Below are 16,820 nucleotides of genomic sequence, written 5' to 3' on the forward strand. Positions count from 1 at the left end.
AAGAAACGGAGCAGGCGGAAAAACATCCCGGGCTTCCTCCGCGATACCGGACGGCATCACGGCCCCTATCCGGAAAGGTGACGCTTTGCTAAAGTGTCTGCCGAGTATCTTCCGAGCGTAGTCGGGAGTCGTTGAGCATGCACCGCAAAAGCATATGATCGACCGCCCACTCGAGTCAGCGAGTGCGAGCCGTTCCCGCGAACGGAAGAAGTGAGCCGACGCGCTGTGCGCCGGGGCGCTCTGACCCTTCACCGTGGCTTCTGAACTGCACAAAGCCCAAGGTCACCCCGGCTGCCGTCCCTGCTGCTTCCCGCACCGCCCCAACCCTGCTGGGTGCATGGCGCCCACTCGGCTCAGGGTGCTCTTCTGGTCTGCTCGGGCTGAACACAGGGACGTGCAAGATGACTTTTCGGGCGACCCGCGAGTTCCCACTCGCATTGCGATTGCTATTGATCAACCAGTTTGGCATCGACATCGGGTTCTATCTCCTGATGCCGTTTCTCGCGGCATATCTGGAGCAGGGCCTTGGGATGTCCGCCGCACTGGTCGGTCTCGTGCTCGGTGCACGAAATCTCAGTCAGCAGGGACTGTTCATCCTCGGGGGCTCCGCGGCCGACCGGCTCGGCCCCCGCGCGGTGATCATCGTCGGATGTGCCCTGCGCACCCTCGGATTCGCGCTCTTCGCCTTCGGCAACACCCTGCCGCTGGTGCTCGGCGCGTCCGTACTCAGCGGCCTGGCGGCCGCGCTCTTCTATCCCGCCGTGCGCACCTACGTCGCACTGGAGGCGGGCGACCGCAAGGCGGAGGCGTTCGCACTCCTCAACGTGTACGCCACCAGCGGTTCACTCATCGGACTGCTCCTCGGCAGCGTGCTGTTCCTGACCGACTTCCGCATCTGCGCCCTGGCGGCGTCCGCCGTCTTCGCACTGCTGACGATCGCCCAGGCCATGGTGCTGCCGAACCGCGAGGTCGTCACCGACTGCCGGGGCTCGGTCCTGTCCGACTGGCGGGAGGCGTTCGGCAACCGCCGCTTCCTGCTCTTCGCCCTCGCCACCACCGGCATGTTCACCCTTGAGAACCAGCTGTACCTGCTGTTGCCCTACGGGGCGCGCCAGGCCTCCGGCTGGGAGGGGTCGGCGGGCGTGCTGCTCGCCACCGGCGCCCTCGCCAACATGCTGTTCCAGCTGCGCATCACCAGAACCCTGGAACGCCACGGCGGCGGCGCACGCTGGGTCGGCGCCGGAATCGTCGTCATAGGGCTCGGCTTCGTGCCGCCCCTGCTCGTCTGCGGCACGGTACCGCCGAAGGACATGCACGAGGCACTGCCCCGGATGATCGTCATGATCGTCGGGTCACTGCTCCTCTACGTCGGGACGATGGTCGCGCACCCCGCCGTGCTCGAACTCATCCCCTACTTCGGCCGCGAGAGCCTGACCGGCACCTACTTCGGGCTCTTCTACGTCTTCTCCGGCCTCGCGGCCACCGGCGGCAACGCCGTGGTCGGCCGGGCGATGGACATCGGCGAGCGCGCCGGGCTCACCTGGCTGCCGTGGCTGTGCTGCCTCGGCTTCGGGCTGATGTCGGCGGCCGGCGTGGGACTGCTCCGCCGCACCCGGACGCTGCCCATGCGGCCCATGGTGCCGGCGCCGGCCGTCCCCGAGGGCTTCGCACCCCACGTCCCCGGCCCCGCCCGCGCCACCGACGACGCGGCCGAGCAACCACCACGCTGAACAGCACCGACAGCCGGCAGGCTGGCGCGTTCGCACCTTGCCGCAGAAACGGCCCCCCGCCTAACGTCGAAGACCCGGGGGGCTGTTCTCCCGGGTGCGGCCCCTCGCCGTGCCGGGCAGTCTCGGGGAGGCGTCTTTGGCACGGGAGCCGCTCACTCCGGTCGTCGCTCTGCACCTGTCCGTCGACGGATGTCCCGGCACTCTCTGGCTGAAGCTGGAGTCACACAATCCACACGGCTCCGTCAAGGGCCGTACCGCCGTGGCGCTGTGGGAGGACGTCGCCGACCGGGTCGACCCCGCACACGGGATCATCGAGTCCACCTCGGGCAACCTCGGCCTCGCCCTGGCCGCCGTCGCCGCCTCCCACTCGGTGCCCTTCACCGCCGTCGTGGACCCGCGCAGCAGCGCCTCGCTGATCGACGCGGTGGGCGCCCTCGGGGGCCGGGTCGTCGTCATCGACCGGCCCGACGGCGCCGGCGGCTATCTGCTCAGCCGTCTCGCCCACATCCGGGAGCGGCTGGCCGCCGAACCCGGCCTCGTCTGGCCCGACCAGTACGGCAACCCGGCCAACCCGGCCGTCCACACCCGCGAGACCGCCCCGGAACTGTGGGCGCAGACCGGGGGCCGCCCGGTCAGCGTGCTGGTCGCGGTCTCCACCGGCGGCACCCTGGCCGGCTTCCGCGACTACGTCGCCGCGACCCGGCCCGCCTGGGAACTGATCGGCGTGGACGTCACCGGCTCCGCGGCCCTCGGCGGGCCCGCCGGACGCCGCGTGCTCTCCGGTATCGGCGCCAGCCGGCCCTCGACCTTCCTGCCCGGCGGCTACCGGCCCGCCGTCCTGGTCCCCCCGCAGGAGGCCGTCAGCGCCTGCCTGTGGCTCGCCGAGTCCACCGGCGTGGGCGTCGGGGGCAGTTCGGGCGCCCTCATCGCGACGGCGCTCCGGCTGCTGCGCCGGCCCACCCCGCCCACCGACGTGGCCTGCCTGTGCCCCGACGGCGCCGACCGCTACCTCGACAGCGTGTACTCCGCCTCCTGGCGGGAACGCAACGGAATGGCACCGGTCAACCTCGCCCAGGGAGTGGAGATCGTGGCAGTGGAACACCCCCCGCGCGACCCCGCCGGCGGCGGAGCCGCCTGGTCCGCCGCCCGCCGGGCACCCGCCCCGGGCGAGCACCCGGAGCAGCCGCGGTGACCCCGGCGGACCACGGGCGCGACTGGTACGAGCGGGCCGGCGTCCGCGGCGGACCGCGCCGCCTGCTCGGCGACGAACTGCGCGACGGACAGCTCTTCTTCCCGCCCGCGCTCGTCCCCTACCTGGACCACCCGAGGGTCCGCGCCCTGCCCGGGCCGGGCCGCGAGGCCCTGCTCGCCCGGCACCTCTACCACTACCTGGAATTCACCGCCCAGTTCGAGACCCGGGTCGTCAACCGCGCCACCGAGCGCATCGCCGGCGGCCGCAGCGGTCTGGACCTCGCCACCGCTACCCGCCTGGACGCCTACCGCATCTACTGCGACGAGGGCTACCACTCCCTCTACAGCCTCGACGTCGTCGACCAGGTCTCCCGGGCCAGCGGCATCACCCCGCTGCCCTACGACTTCCGGCCCTTCCTGGACCGCCTGGACGCCGTGGGACGCGAGGCCCTGCCGGACGAGCCGCTGCTCGCGCAGCTCCTCCAGGTCGTCGTGTTCGAGATGCTCATCACGGCCATCCTCAACGACGTGCCCAAGGACCCCCGGGTGCTCACCCTCGTCCGCGACGTCGTCCGCGACCACGCCCGTGACGAGGGCTGGCACCACGCCTTCTTCGCCCGTTTCTTCCGCGAACTGTGGCACGGGCTGACCGGCCCGCAGCGCGGACGGGTCGCCCGCTGCCTGCCCGGCCTGATCCGCTCCAGCCTGCTGCCCGACCGGGCCCCGGTCCGGGCCGCCCTGGCCGCGGCCGGCCTCGGACCGACCGCCGTGGCCGAGGTCGTCCACGACGCCTACCCGCGCGACCGGGTCGACCGGGGCATCAGGGACGCCGCCCGGCACGCGGTACGCCTCTTCGAGGAGACGGGCGTGCTGGACGTACCCGGCGGCCGCCGGGCCTTCGAGACGGCGGAGCTGCTCCAGTGAACCCCGCCCGATGACGGCGGCCCCCGTCCGGTCGCCACCCGCAGGAGCGACCCGCACCGACACCGACCGCCGGGCCCGTACGGGCCCCCTCTCCCGGAGCGAGACCCATGGGCGACACCCAGGTATGGCAAGGTCCCGGCCAGGAGCGCGGCCTCTTCTCGCTCTCCGAACTGGCGGCACCCCACATCAAGAGCCTGACCACCCGCTCGGTGGAGCTCTTCCACGACGCCCGCGCCCACGACCGGCCGCTGGAGGGCCTGATCGTCGGCATCCTGTTCACCAGGACCTCCACCCGCACCCGTACCGCCTTCACCGCCGGCGCCGTCCGGCTGGGCGCCGCCACCATCGGCTACGGGCCCGGCGACCTCCAGCTGAACACCGGCGAATCCATCGCCGACACCGGACGGGTGCTCGGCTCGATGCTCGACGCGCTGGTCGCCCGCACCGCCGGCCCCCTGGACGAGCTCCGCGAACTCTCCCGCCAGGGCCGGCTGCCCGTCGTCAACGCCATGGCCGCGCAGGAACACCCCAGCCAGGGCGTGTGCGACCTCGCCACCCTCGCGCTCGCCTTCGGCGACCTCGGCGGCATACGCGTGCTCTACGTCGGTGAGGGCAACAACACCGCCGTGGCCCTCGCCCACGGCCTCGCGACCGTCCCCGGCGCCCGGCTCACCCTCGCCACCCCGGCCGGATACGGGGTGCCGGAACGGGAGCTGCGCGCCGCGCGGCACCGCGCCGGGACCACGGGCGCCACCGTCGAGCAGATCCACGACCTCGCCCAGGCGCCCCCGGAGGCCGACGTCGTCTACACCACCCGCTGGCAGACCACGGGCACGGCCAAACCCGACCCCGACTGGCGCGAGGCGTTCCGCCCGTTCCACGTCGACGAGGCCCTGCTGAACCGCTGGCCGCGCGCCTCCTTCATGCACGACCTGCCCGCCCACCGCGGCGACGAGGTCGCCGGCCGGGTCCTCGACGGCCCCCGGTCCCTGGCCTGGACCCAGGCCGCCATGAAGCTCTCCAGCGCCATGGCCGTCCTCGAATGGGCCGCCGCACCGCGCTGAACCGCCCGCCGGCCCGTTCCGCCCGCCCCACACCGAGGTGCCCATGCCGAACGTCTCCCGCGTCCAGTCCTACGAGCACCTGAGGGAGGAGGACCTGGTCCCGCCCGCCTCGCCGCGGGTCTTCTTCGAACCCGCCGACACCGAGATCGGCGTGTGGGTGGCCCACGACCTCATCACCGAGGGCTGCTCCGTCCTCGACCTCGGCTCCGGCAGCGGCGCGGCCGCCGCCGCCATGGCCCGCGCCGGGGCCGCCCGGGTGCACGGCGTCGACGCGGGGGAGGAGACGGTGGCCTGGGCACGCGAGCACTACGCCTCCCGCGACGGCGGCCACCGCGTCACCATCGCCCACGGCGACTTCGCCCGGCTGACCAGCGAACAGCTCCTGGCCACGGCCCCGGCGCCGCTGCCCCGGCCGCTCGTCGTCACCAGCAACCCGCCCTACGTCCCGCTCACCCCGCGCGCGGACGCCGAACGGCGGTCCATCAGCGGCGGCACCGACGGTCTGAAGTGGGCCCCGGCCATCATCGGGCACGGCCGGGCGCTCGGCGCCGACCTGGGCCTGACCATCGGCAGCTACTCCACCCCGCGGCACGCCGTCCGGCTGCTGGAGGCGGCCGGCTACCGGGTGCGCGCGGTCACCCTCTGCCCCCTGCCGCTCGGCGCGTTCACCCTCGCCAACCAGGCCCAGGTGCGCGCCCTGGAGGAGGTCGGCGAGGCCGTGCTGTGGCAGGGCCCGGGCAACGTGCCCGCGTACTTCATCGTCGGCCTGGCCTGCCACTGGACGGATCCCGCGCACGCGGACGAGGCCGACGGCACCCCCCGGCTGACCGGCGACGGACTGCTGGAGCTGCTGCGCACCGCCGCCCGCTCCCGCACCACCGCCCTGGAGTCCCTCGACGTGCCACGCCCCAACGGCTGGCCCGGCCCCCTGCGCGTCCTCGACCTGCCGCCGGCCGCCGTCCGCCACCACTGGTGAGGAGAGTGAGAAGCAAAGTGAGAGACAACATGGTGCGGGAGAACAACACCGTAAGGCCTGCGCTGGTCTCACCGGTCGGCGTCACCGGCGACGCCGTGCTGCACAGCGTCGACTTCATCCGCCCGCGATTACGGACGACCCGCCGCGAGCGGGTGGTCCTGCACGCGGGCGTGCAGATCAACGGCGCCCCGCACCTGGGCACCAACGTCCTGCAGACCTCTGCGTTCCTGCTCGCCGACGCCGTGCGGGAACGTTTCGGCGTGGAGGTGTCCATACGCTTCGGCGCCCTGGACAACGTGCCGTACCAGAGCCGCGACTGCCCCGCGACCGGGACCCGCTACGAGCGGTCCTACCGGGACGCCCTGGGGGAGACGGGGGTACGGGAGCTGGTGCGGCGTCACTACGGCGCCCTCTTCGACGCGCTGTCCGCCGCGACCCGGGTCCCCTACGCGGTGGAGACCTACACCGAGCAGCAGTCGGCACCGGCCTTCCGGGAGGAGTTCCTCACCTCGCTGGCGCTGATGGACACCCTGCGCTGGGTGCTGGCCCCTTCCACCGGCAGGGTGCCCGTGACCCTCCCCTGCCCGCGGTGCGGCTGGGCGCAGAGGGACGCCGACCACACCGAACTGCTCTCGGCCGGCTTCCAGGAGGCGCGCTACACGGCCGTCTGCCTCGACCACGGTCCGTACACCGCGGACGTCACCCCGGACTCCGGCACCCGGATCGGGCTGACCACGTTGCACCGCAACCTGGTCAAGGAGCGCGTGGCCGCCAGGGAGGATGCCCTTCCGGTGATCGTCAAGGGCGCGGACTGGGCGGCGGGCTGCCGCGTGGTGGACGAGGCGTTCCTGCACTATCCGGGCGCCCTGCTGCCGGCCCGTGTGCTCACCCCGGTCGTGCTGTTCGACTCGGGTGCGAAACTGTCCAAGACCCTGATCCGCGAGGGCGCGGCCCCACGGGAGGCGGCCGAACCCTGGATGCTCGACGCGTCGCTCTGGGACGGCACGGCCGAGGAGTACGCGCACCTGCTGTACGACCTGGTGGCGCGGATGCTCTCCGCCCCCCGTCACTTCGAGCGCGGCTACACCCTCAGCGAGGTGGCCCGGCTGATCGGCCGCCGGCGGCCGGCCGGGGGATCGGGGTGACGTTCCGGCAGGCGAGGTACCCGGGCCGCGGCCGGGGCGCGGCGTACGGGACGCCCAGCGGGTTCCGCACGCTGTTGTAGACGACGAAGAGGTTGGTGCGGGGGAACGGCGAGACGTTCCCGGCGGAGGCGTGCAGACAGTTGCAGTCGAACATGACGGCCGAGCCCGGGGTTCCGGTGAACTGCCGTATCCCGTACCGCTCGGCCAGCGCCGTCACCCCTGCCCGGTCCGCGGAACCGGCCGGCAGGTTCTTCCCCCGCAGCGACAGCCGGTGGTAGTCCTCGGGGGTCTCGCCGACGGACGGCAGGAACGTCCGGTGCGAACCCGGAACGATCATCAGCGGTCCGTTGTACGGCATGTTCTCGGTGAGTGCCACCGAGACGCTCAGGGCCCGGGGGGCGGGCATCCCGTCCTCCGCGTGCCAGGTCTCGAAGTCGGAGTGCCAGCCGAATCTCGAACCGCCGAACGCCGCCTTGAAGTTCACCCGGCTCTGGTGGAGGTACACCTCGGACCCCAGGATCTGGCGGGCGAGCGAGACCAGGGGATCGCCGCGGACGACATCCGCGAACACCGGTGACAGCTCGTGCACTTCGAAGACCGACCGGATGCCGTCCGTGTCCGGCTCCGGCACCACGCGCCCGGTCGCCCGCACGGCGGTATCCCCGGCCAACCGCCGCACCTCCGCCAGGCACGCGGCCACCGTCCCGGCGTCCAGCAGCGCCTCGAAGGACAGGAACCCGTCGCGCTCGTACGCCGCCAACCGCCCGGCGTCCAGCGGACCGTCCCCCTCGCCTCCCCAGACGACCGGGTGGGCCCGGTCGACGGGCACCGACTCGGTCACATACCGGGTGGGATAGGGATCGTGCGCGTAGCCGTTGGGGGACATCGCCGGATCTCCTCGAGCGGGGGCCGCGTGCGCGCTGCATGGTTGCCCCCGCCACCGCCGGCGAAAACCTGGGACCGGTCGGCAGGTCTTCCTCCCGGGGGGTTTCGGTCATGGTCGCGGCCCCGGCGCGCACGGCGTGCCCGCACCGGCCGGCCGCGCTGCCGGGCGAGCCGGCGGGCGCACGCGGAGAGCACCAGGCACATGCCGATGTAGATCGGCCCGACGACCAGCAGCACGGGTATGTAGGGGTACCCGGACGGGGTCGCCGTGTTCTGGGCCAGCAGCTTGCCCGCGTAGAGGAGTTCCTCGTAGGTGATGATGAATCCGAGCGAGGTGTCCTTGAGCGTCACCACGATCTGCCCGACCATGCTGGGCAGCATGGACCGCACCGCCTGGGGCAGCACGACCGAGACGGCCACCTGGGCCCTGCTCATGCCCAGGGCGTAAGCGGCCTCGCGCTGTCCCTTCGGCACGGCCTCGGCACCGGCCCGCAGGATCTCCGCCTGCACCGAGCCGTTGTAGAGCGCGATGCCGATGACCAGCGCCCACAGGGTGGGGCTGGCGAAGTTGTCGGCCAGCCAGGAACCGGGCCACCCCAGATCGGCGCGGAGGACGTGCGCGACCGAGGCCACGCACGAACGCAGCCACCCGGTGTTGTACAGCGCGAAGATCATGATGAGCAGGGGCATCGCCCGGAAGAACTCCATCAGCACCGTCGCCGGCCCGCGCAGCGCACGATGCCCCGACATACGGCCCGCGGCCAGCAGCAGCCCGAGCAGCAGGGAGCAGACGACGGCCAGGGCGAACGCCTTGAAGGTGTCCAGCGCCCCGATCAGGATCCGCCGCTGCACGCCCGCGTAGCCGAACTGCTCCCACATGGCCGGCGTGAACTGGCCGGCGCCGGCCAGACGCACGACGACGTAACCGGCCGTCGCCGCGATGCCCAGCGTCGCCACGGCGCCGTACAGCAGATGACGGCGGCGGGCGCGCGGCCCCGGGGCGTCGAACAGGACGGACGTCACCGCACCACCGCCAGCCGGCGCTCCAGCAGCCGGACGAGCGCGCTGATCGCCAGGATCAGCAGCAGATAGGCGACGGCGACCCAGAGGAAGACGACGAGTATCGCGTAGCCCCGCTCGGCGAGGGTCTTCTCCACGCCGAACAGCTCGTACACGCTGAAACCGCCCGCCAGGGCCGAGTTCTTCGTGAGCGCGACCAGCAGGCTCCCGATCGGCGGCACCACGGCCCGCCCGGCCTGGGGGAGCACCACCAGGGCGACCGTCTGGCCGAAGGACATGCCGAGGCTGCGGGCCGCCTCCGCCTGCCCGACGTCGACGGTGTTGACCCCCGAGCGCAGCGCCTCGCAGACGAACGCCGAGGTGTACACGCCCAGGGTCAGCACGGCGAGCGCGAAGTAGCCCGGTCCCCGCAGTCCCAGCATCGGCAGCCCGAGGGTGACGCCGAAGAACAGCAGCGTCAGCGGGGTGTTGCACAGCACGGTCACCCCGGCGGTGCCGAGCGCGCGCAGCGGGAGGACCGGACAGACCCGGCAGACCGCGAGCACGGTGCCCAGGCCCAGGGCGAGCAGGGCGGACAGGCCCGTCAGGGCCACGGTGCCGAGGAACCCTCTGCGGAAGAGGGCGAGATTGTTCAGCAGGACGTGCACGAGCGCCTCCGGGTCTCGTCGCGTACGGTGCCGCGGCCCCCGCCGGGTCCTCCCCGGGGTGTGTCAGTGCCGGACCACCTCCGGCGGGGTGGGCGCCGGCCCTCCGGCGCGGCCGAGGGTCAGGTCGTAGGCCCGGCGCCAGTCGCCGTTGCGGAGGTGGTGCTCCAGGGCGTCGCCGATCGCCGTGCGCAGGACCGCGTCGCCCCGGGCGAGCCCGACGCCGTACGGCTCCCGGGAGAACGGCCGGCCCACCACCCGCAGCCGGCCGCCGTTCTGCGCGGCGTACCCCTTGAGGATCGTGTCGTCCGCCGTCACCGCGTCACACTCGCCCATGATCAGGTCCTGCACGCACTGGGCGTAACTGTCGTGCGAGCTCACCCGCGCGCCGTACTCCGGCCTGCCGATGCGCTCGAAGGGCGTCGAGCCGGTGACCGAGCAGACCCGTCTGCCGCGCAGGTCCCCGGGACCGGCGATGCGCCGGTCGGCGCGGCGCACGAGCAGGTCCTGGCCGGCGACGTAGTACGGGCCGGCGAAGTCGACCTGCTTCCGGCGCTCGTCGTTGATCGTGTACGCGGCGACGTAGAAGTCCACGTCACCCTTGGAGATCGCGGTCTCCCGGCCCTGCGGCGGCACCGTCTTCCAGGACACGTGCCCGGGGCCGAAGCCGAGGTCCGACGCCACCATCTTGGCCATCTCCACGTCGAAGCCGAAGCGGCGTCCGGTCACCGGGTCCTCGAAGCCGAGGAAGGGGTGGTCCGACTTGACCCCGACGACGATCCGGTGCGCCGCCCGGGCCCGCGCGAGGGCCGGCGACCCGTCGATCCGGACGTCCTCGTTCACCGGATAGGCCCAACGCCCGGCATCGCCCATCAGGGCGGCGACACTGCCCGGCGGCGTGCCCTGCCGGCCGCAGGAGACGGCCGGCGCGGCGAGGACGAGCAGGGCGACGGCCGGAGCCAGGGCGGTCCTCGGCCTCATGCGGCTCCTCGATTCCCCGAAGACTCGATTCCCCGAAGACGGACATCAGCATACCGACGGGCGCGGAACGTGCTACCTGTGTGGGCGCACGCGAACGTCATTCCGAGTACGCACATGAGGCGAGTCACGCCTTGCGCGGCAGGACCGGTCGGCGCAGGGTCGAGGCATCGAGCATGAGGAAGGACACCCATGCCCATCGCGACGGTGAACCCCACGAACGGCGAGACCCTCAAGACCTTCGACGAGCTGGGGCCGGAGGAGACCGAGCGCCGCCTGGCGGCCGCCGAGGCGGCCTTCCGCCGGCACCGCACGACGGACTTCGCCGAACGGGCCCGGCTGCTGAACCGTGCCGCGGACCTGCTGGAGGCGGATCAGGACGACATCGCCCGCACCATGACCACCGAGATGGGCAAGCCGCTCGCGGCGGCCCGGGCCGAGGCGGCCAAGTGCGTCAAGGCCATGCGCTGGTACGCGGAGCACGCCGAGGAACTGCTGGCCGACGAGCGGCCCCCCGCGAGCGAGGTCCGGGACTCCGGGGCCGCGCACGCCCGGGTCCACTACCGGCCGATGGGCGTGATCCTCGCCGTCATGCCGTGGAACTTCCCCCTCTGGCAGGTCGTCCGCTTCGCCGCCCCGGCCCTGATGGCGGGCAACGTCGGGCTTCTCAAGCACGCCTCGAACGTGCCGCAGACCGCGCTCTACCTGGAGGACCTCTTCCACCGCGCCGGCTACCCCGAGGGCTGTTTCCAGACCCTGCTCATCGGCTCCGGAGCCGTCGAGGCCGTCCTGCGGGACCCGCGCGTGGCCGCCGCGACGCTCACCGGCAGCGAACCGGCCGGGCGCGCGGTCGCCTCGGTCGCCGGCGACGAGATCAAGAAGACGGTCCTGGAGCTGGGCGGCAGCGACCCGTTCGTCGTCATGCCCTCCGCCGACCTCGAACGCGCCGCCCGCACGGCCGTGACCGCCCGCGTGCAGAACAACGGGCAGTCCTGCATCGCCGCCAAGCGCTTCATCGTCCACACCGACATCTACGACGCCTTCACCGAGCGCTTCACCGCCCTCATGTCCGCCCTGACCGTCGGCGACCCGATGTCCGACACCACCGACGTCGGCCCGCTCGCCACCGAGAAGGGCCGCGCCGACCTGGAGGAGCTCGTCGACGACGCGCTCGGCCAGGGGGCCACCGCGCTGTGCGGCGGCCGCCGCCCCGAGCGGCCGGCCGAGGGCTGGTTCTACGAGCCCACCGTACTCGCCGGCATCACGCCCGCCATGCGCATCCACCGCGAGGAGGCCTTCGGCCCGGTGGCCACCCTGTACCGCGCCCGCGACACCGACGAGGCGCTGCGGATCGCCAACGACTCGCCCTTCGGCCTCAGCTCCAACGTCTGGACCCGCGACGAGGAGGAACAGCGCCGCTTCGTACGGGACATGGAGGCCGGCGGCGTCTTCTTCAACGGGATGACGGCCTCCCACCCCGCCTTCCCCTTCGGCGGCGTCAAGCGCTCCGGATACGGGCGCGAACTCTCGGGACACGGCATCCGCGAGTTCTGCAACGTCACCACGGTCTGGCACGGAGCGGAGCCGGAGGGCGCGTAGGCGCCCCCTCGGCCCCTCGGCAGCCGCCGCGGGTCAGCGCCCCCAGCGCAGACCCGCGGTCTGCACCGGCGCGTCCCACAGCCGCAGCAGCTCCTCATCGGCCTGACAGAGCGTCACCGAGGCGCCCGCCATGTCGAGCGACGTCACGTAGTTGCCCACGAGCGACCGCGCGACCGGCACCCCCCGCTCGGCCAGCACCCGGTGCACCTCGGCGGCGAAGCCGTACAGCTCCAGCAGTGGCGTGCCACCGGCGCCGTTGACCAGCGCCAGCACCGGGCCGCCGGGCCGCAGGTCGTCCAGCACCGCCTGCACGGCGACGTCCGCGATCTCCCCGGACGTCATCATCGCCCGCCGCTCCCGGCCCGGCTCCCCGTGGATCCCCACCCCGAGCTCCAGCTCCCCGGCGGGCAGGTCGAACGTCGGCGTGCCCTTGGCCGGGGTCGTGCACGCCGCGAGCGCCACCCCGAAGCTGCGCGAGGCCTCGTTCACCCGCCGCGCGATCGCCTCGACCCGCTCCAGCGGCGCCCCCTCCTCGGCGGCCGCCCCAGCGATCTTCTCCACGAACAGCGTGGCCCCGGTCCCGCGCCGCCCCGCCGTGAAGGTGCTGTCCGTCACGGCGACGTCGTCGTCGACGAGCACGCTGGCCACCTGGATGCCCTCGTCCTCGGCGAGCTCGACGGCCATGTTGAAGTTCAGCACGTCGCCCGTGTAGTTCTTCACGATGAACAGCACCCCCTTCCCGCTGTCCACGGCGGCGGCCGCCCGCAGCATCTGATCGGGCACGGGCGAGGTGAACACCTCGCCGGGGCAGGCCGCGTCCAGCATCCCGAACCCCACGAACCCCCCGTGCAACGGCTCGTGACCGGACCCGCCCCCCGACACCAGCGCCACCTTCCCCGCGACGGGCGCGTCCCGCCGCAGGATCACCCGCCGCTCGACGTCCACGGTCAGCTCGGGATGAACGGCGGCCATGCCGCGCAGCGCGTCCTCGACGACGGTCTCGGGGACGTTGATCAGCATTTTCAACGGGGGCTCCTCGGATGTTGGGCGGATAGGCCGCTGACCTGTGTCTTCGCAGGTCAGTAGTGGTATGGGCGATAGTTGACCTTGGCGGGCTCCGGCGGCCTGTGGCGACCTCTGGCGGATCTGATGCTGACCGAACGCCGACTTTGCTGATTGCCCGTCAGGTCTCCTGAACCGCGTGGCCGGACCAGGGGGAACAGTACCGAGACGGGGGGTGGATGCGGGAGCACCGGTAGATCACGCTCGCTGACCGCGTTGGCGCCCTAAGGGCTGTCTCGTGACTCCTGGTATGTGCGGAGGCTGGGCCTGCTGTGGGTGCAGGCTCGCTGGCAAGCGACGGATTCTCCGGATGGCTGCCCGGCAGCGTCCGAGTACGTGCCCGCCGAGCTGGTGGTGGGCTGCCGGTCGTCGTCACTTGTGGTCGCGCAGGAAGGTGGGGATCTCGCCGCGGGTGGGGTAGTCCGGCAGGGGTGCCGGCTTGTCCTGAAGGAATGCGCTGACGATGGCGGCGGCTCGGTTGTTGTTGTCGTCGAGGCCGTTCCACATGTGGTGACCGACGCCGGGCATGTACTGCGTGCGCTGGATGGCGGGATCGTTGGCAAGGATGGCGGTCGCCCATTGACGGACCTGGGAGGAGCACTCCGCGATCATCAGCATCGCGGGGATCCGGGAGCGCCTCAGGCCCGGGGCGATGGAGGGAGAGTCCTTGATCGTCTCCTGTATGTGGAGACTGGCGCCGGCGTTGAAGGAGAAGTTCTCTTCCGTGTCCTCGGTGGGGATGCGGTGCGCGTCGCGCGCGCAGTAGGCGGATGCGGTGTCGCTGCCGAGATCGGCGGCGGTGAACGCGTTGACGCCCTCGGCCTGTCCGATCAGCCCAGCGTCAGGGCTGAGGAGGCCCAGTCGCATCAGGCCGAATGCGACGGCGTACCGGGGGGTGTATGTCGACCGCGGTCCCTTCATGGCCGGCGCGAGGTCGCGCGCGGATTCTCGGCCCTTGTGCCCGGTGATGTGCGCGGTGGGGCCGTCCATCGGGCCGGGCTCGGCGATGATCGCCCGGTGCAGACGTGCGGCGACGCGCGGGTCGGCCAGGGCTCGCGTGAGCACGCCGCCGCCCGCGGAGAATCCGAGGACGTCGACCTTGCCCCGGTCCAGTCGGTCGACGAAGGCGTCGAGATCGCGGACCGACCTGGAAATCGTGTACTGGCCCATGGGAAGCAGGTCGCTCCGTCCCCCGCCGGCATGCTCGTAGGCGTAGACGTTGTAGCCCTGTCGCGCCAGGAGCCGCAGGAATCGGTGGTCTTGAACCGAGATGCTGCGAACTGGTCCGCCGTGGAGGTACACGAGCGGAACGGGGTGTCGGGTGCCGGTGTTCGCGGGCGGGTAGTGGTACACCGCGACCTGGCTGCCGGTGGCCAGTTTCCAGTGCTGTGTGGCCACGAAAGGCAGGTCGGGCGGGGAATGCCGTGCCGTGGGCTCGGTCGGGACGCAGACCGACGCCGTCAGTGCTGACGCGACGACCACCGGAAGGAACGGCACGAGCCGCGCCGGCCAGGTACGGCGCCGACCCCACCACCACGCGGCGGCAGTCGCGATTCCCAGCGTTGTCAACCACGCGGGGATCCCCGAGCCTGCCCCGTCCGTGAGGGCGATGAGGGTCAGGAAGAGGGCGACCAGCCCCGCGATGGCGGCCAGGGCCAGCACCAGGCGACCAGCCAAGCGGACAGCACGTATCACGGACGTTGGCATGAGTGTCTCCAGCAGTTTCAGAACGCTGTTTCAAAACGACGTTATCAGAGGAAGTAAGCTGTTCGTCGTGGGCAGGCCGAGAACGAACGACGAGACCGTCAGAGAGCGGCTTGTGTCGTGCGCGACCGAGATGCTCGCCACCCGTCCACGGGAGTCGGTCACACTCCGCGCCCTGGCCACTGCCGCCGGGACGTCGACGACGGCGGTGTACTCCTTGTTCGGCGGCAAGGACGGGCTGATCGGCGAGGTACGCAACAGAGCCGTCGCCGGCCTGTTCCAGGAAGTGTCGGCAGTGCCGACCTCCGAAGACCCCCTTGCCGACCTCTACGCCCTGGCCGCCGCATACCGCCGATGGGGACGCGAACACCGCCACCTCTACACGGTGCTGTTCGGCGGTGTGCAATCCTTCGATCCGTCGGGTCCAGTCGGCACCAGCGACCCCATCCGGCCGCTCCTCGCGGCGATCGATCGCGCCTTGGCGGAGTCCGTCCTCGCCGGCGAAGCGACGCTCATCGGCCTCTCGATCTGGGTGACCCTCCACGGGCTGGTGACTCTCGAACTGGCCGGAGCCCTCGACGCCGCCACGGCCGAGGCCACATTCCGATCGACGATTCCCGCGACACTGCGCGGCTGGACCACCCCCGAGGTGTTCCACAGCCTCCGGCACGCCGACTGACCGGGAAGCACGACCCGGCCGGCCACGGCGCGGCCCTGTGCGCCTTCCTCGCGGCCATGGCCGAGCGGCGGATGAATGCCCGTCGGAGCAATGAAGTGCGGCAGGTGCGGACACTGCCGTCGGCATCATGAAACGGATCCGGAGAAGGGCACAGGACTTCGAGGCTGAAGGCTGTCTCGTGATGCTGTGACCAGCCTCCGCTGAGGGCGAGGTTGTGCATGTGGGCGACGCCGCTGGCGGCCCAGAAGACGCCGTCGCCCTTCAGGCGGCAGTCCCGCAGGATCTTCCAGCTCTTCATCCGGCGAAGGCATGCTCGCCCCAGGCCCGGACCTGTCGGTGGGAGGTGTTGTGCCGTTCCTTCCAGCCGGGAGCCGCTCCTGTCCGGCCTGGCCCCGGTGGGGCATGAGGACGCCGGTGCCCTGGTAGCCGCGCGACGGGCAGTACACCTTCGTCGTCGCCACCCGTGACCACCACATCGACCCGGGCGCTCACTTCTCCGAGAATCCCGGCTTCCGGGACTCGTTCCCCGTGCAGGCATCGATGATCACCGCAGCGTCTGTGCCCATCCGGCCGTGGCCGGGTGCGTCACCGCTCGGTCGTTCACTCGATCGGCCCCTGCCCGCCACGCGTGCTCAGCCGGGCAGGGAACGCGGTCCAGGCACTCAGGAGCCGCAGCGTCCGGCCGTCGACGGTGCGCCGTCCGGCTCGGCGCGCTGTCGACGGTGGCAGAGGTGGTGGTTCTTCTCCCCTGGCGCAGCAAGGAGGCCGTGCCGCCCGTGCCGTGATCACGCTGGCCACGGCGGGGTCCGCCGGCTGCTGGAGCACGGGGAATGCCGACAGGTTGCCCACGTTCCGCTCTGCCGGCACCCGTACGTCAGCCGTGCCGGGCGCGTCAGGCGAAGGCGGCGGCGAAGCGGGCGAGGGAGATCTTCCCGGCCTTCTTCGCCGCGCCGGCTCCCATTTCGGCCCAGTCGCCGACGTTGTCGGCCATGCCCCGGGCGAAGTCGACGGTTGTCGCGGCGTCTTCCGCGGTGTCGGTGTCGGCCGCGCCGGCCAGGGCGACAGCGGTGGGGATCTGGGTGGCGAGGTCGACCGTTCCTTGGATCACCTTCCCGGCGAGCCTGCCCTGGCTGGCGCTCGCGCCGAAGAGCTTGGCGCCTGTAGTGCCGAGGTAGTCGGCGATGGCTCCCGCCTCGGCCGCGGTGGCGCCGCCGGTGGC

General features: G+C 72.1%; 15 protein-coding genes and 2 pseudogenes. 9 read left to right on the plus strand and 8 right to left on the minus strand.

The window, feature by feature from the left end:
- The first annotated feature begins 401 nt into the window (after positions 1-401).
- From AB0K09_RS07415 to AB0K09_RS07440, 6 genes are all read left to right on the plus strand, one after another.
- Positions 402-1,730, plus strand: coding sequence for an MFS transporter (locus tag AB0K09_RS07415; RefSeq protein WP_366064332.1), 1,329 nt, complete (start codon positions 402-404; stop codon positions 1,728-1,730).
- 136 nt (positions 1,731-1,866) lie between these two features.
- Positions 1,867-2,922: a pyridoxal-phosphate dependent enzyme gene (locus AB0K09_RS07420; RefSeq protein WP_366064333.1), complete on the plus strand. Its 1,056-nt coding sequence runs from the start codon at positions 1,867-1,869 to the stop codon at positions 2,920-2,922.
- A complete protein-coding gene (locus AB0K09_RS07425) occupies positions 2,919-3,845 on the plus strand; it encodes a diiron oxygenase (RefSeq protein WP_366064334.1) in 927 nt (308 codons plus the stop codon). Before AB0K09_RS07420 ends, AB0K09_RS07425 begins: the two co-directional genes overlap by 4 nt.
- Before the next feature lie 107 nt (positions 3,846-3,952).
- Complete coding sequence (locus AB0K09_RS07430) at positions 3,953-4,909, plus strand: ornithine carbamoyltransferase (protein ID WP_366064335.1); 957 nt, start codon at positions 3,953-3,955, stop codon at positions 4,907-4,909.
- 43 nt (positions 4,910-4,952) lie between these two features.
- A complete protein-coding gene (locus tag AB0K09_RS07435) occupies positions 4,953-5,885 on the plus strand; it encodes a methyltransferase domain-containing protein (protein ID WP_366064336.1) in 933 nt (310 codons plus the stop codon).
- 17 nt (positions 5,886-5,902) lie between these two features.
- The gene (locus AB0K09_RS07440) at positions 5,903-7,030 is read left to right on the plus strand and encodes a hypothetical protein (RefSeq protein ID WP_366064337.1); all 1,128 of its coding nucleotides are present in this window, start codon (positions 5,903-5,905) and stop codon (positions 7,028-7,030) included.
- On the opposite strand, the gene thpD is transcribed toward AB0K09_RS07440, so the two are convergent.
- From thpD to AB0K09_RS07460, 4 genes are all read right to left on the minus strand, one after another.
- Complete coding sequence (gene thpD, locus AB0K09_RS07445) at positions 6,975-7,916, minus strand: ectoine hydroxylase (RefSeq protein ID WP_366064338.1); 942 nt, start codon at positions 7,914-7,916, stop codon at positions 6,975-6,977. The two genes, AB0K09_RS07440 and thpD, sit on opposite strands and share 56 nt — an antisense overlap.
- Complete coding sequence (locus AB0K09_RS07450) at positions 7,868-8,938, minus strand: amino acid ABC transporter permease (protein ID WP_366064339.1); 1,071 nt, start codon at positions 8,936-8,938, stop codon at positions 7,868-7,870. Before AB0K09_RS07450 ends, thpD begins: the two co-directional genes overlap by 49 nt.
- Positions 8,935-9,582, minus strand: coding sequence for an ABC transporter permease subunit (locus tag AB0K09_RS07455; RefSeq protein WP_366064340.1), 648 nt, complete (start codon positions 9,580-9,582; stop codon positions 8,935-8,937). The genes AB0K09_RS07450 and AB0K09_RS07455 overlap by 4 nt, the downstream gene beginning before the upstream one ends.
- Before the next feature lie 63 nt (positions 9,583-9,645).
- The gene (locus AB0K09_RS07460; protein ID WP_366064341.1) at positions 9,646-10,560 is read right to left on the minus strand and encodes a glutamate ABC transporter substrate-binding protein; all 915 of its coding nucleotides are present in this window, start codon (positions 10,558-10,560) and stop codon (positions 9,646-9,648) included.
- A 189-nt stretch (positions 10,561-10,749) separates the two neighbouring features.
- On the opposite strand from AB0K09_RS07460, the gene AB0K09_RS07465 reads away from it, so the two are divergent.
- On the plus strand, positions 10,750-12,156 hold the full coding sequence (locus tag AB0K09_RS07465) for an NADP-dependent succinic semialdehyde dehydrogenase (RefSeq protein WP_366064342.1): 1,407 nt from the start codon (positions 10,750-10,752) through the stop codon (positions 12,154-12,156).
- Positions 12,157-12,189: 33 nt separating this feature from the next.
- Here the strand turns inward: AB0K09_RS07465 and dhaK are convergent, their stop codons facing one another.
- Positions 12,190-13,182 (minus strand): dihydroxyacetone kinase subunit DhaK, encoded by a 993-nt coding sequence (gene dhaK, locus AB0K09_RS07470; protein ID WP_366064343.1) that lies wholly within the window; start codon positions 13,180-13,182, stop codon positions 12,190-12,192.
- A gap of 408 nt (positions 13,183-13,590) precedes the next feature.
- Positions 13,591-14,895, minus strand: coding sequence for an alpha/beta hydrolase (locus AB0K09_RS07475; protein WP_366064344.1), 1,305 nt, complete (start codon positions 14,893-14,895; stop codon positions 13,591-13,593).
- 97 nt (positions 14,896-14,992) lie between these two features.
- On the opposite strand from AB0K09_RS07475, the gene AB0K09_RS07480 reads away from it, so the two are divergent.
- The gene (locus AB0K09_RS07480) at positions 14,993-15,601 is read left to right on the plus strand and encodes a TetR/AcrR family transcriptional regulator (protein ID WP_366064346.1); all 609 of its coding nucleotides are present in this window, start codon (positions 14,993-14,995) and stop codon (positions 15,599-15,601) included.
- Positions 15,602-15,797: 196 nt separating this feature from the next.
- Here the strand turns inward: AB0K09_RS07480 and AB0K09_RS07485 are convergent.
- Positions 15,798-16,029: pseudogene (locus AB0K09_RS07485) on the minus strand (IS5/IS1182 family transposase); the annotation flags it as partial.
- Between the two features lie 22 nt (positions 16,030-16,051).
- Between AB0K09_RS07485 and AB0K09_RS07490 the strand changes: the two are divergent.
- A pseudogene (locus AB0K09_RS07490) lies at positions 16,052-16,132 on the plus strand (nicotinamidase); the annotation flags it as partial.
- 361 nt (positions 16,133-16,493) lie between these two features.
- Here AB0K09_RS07490 and AB0K09_RS07495 read toward each other — a convergent pair.
- A partial coding sequence (locus tag AB0K09_RS07495; RefSeq protein ID WP_366064345.1) for a hypothetical protein occupies positions 16,494-16,820 on the minus strand: 327 nt, incomplete at its 5' end.

Source organism: Streptomyces sp. NPDC049577, from assembly GCF_040675635.1.
Taxonomy (GTDB): Bacteria; Actinomycetota; Actinomycetes; order Streptomycetales; family Streptomycetaceae; genus Streptomyces.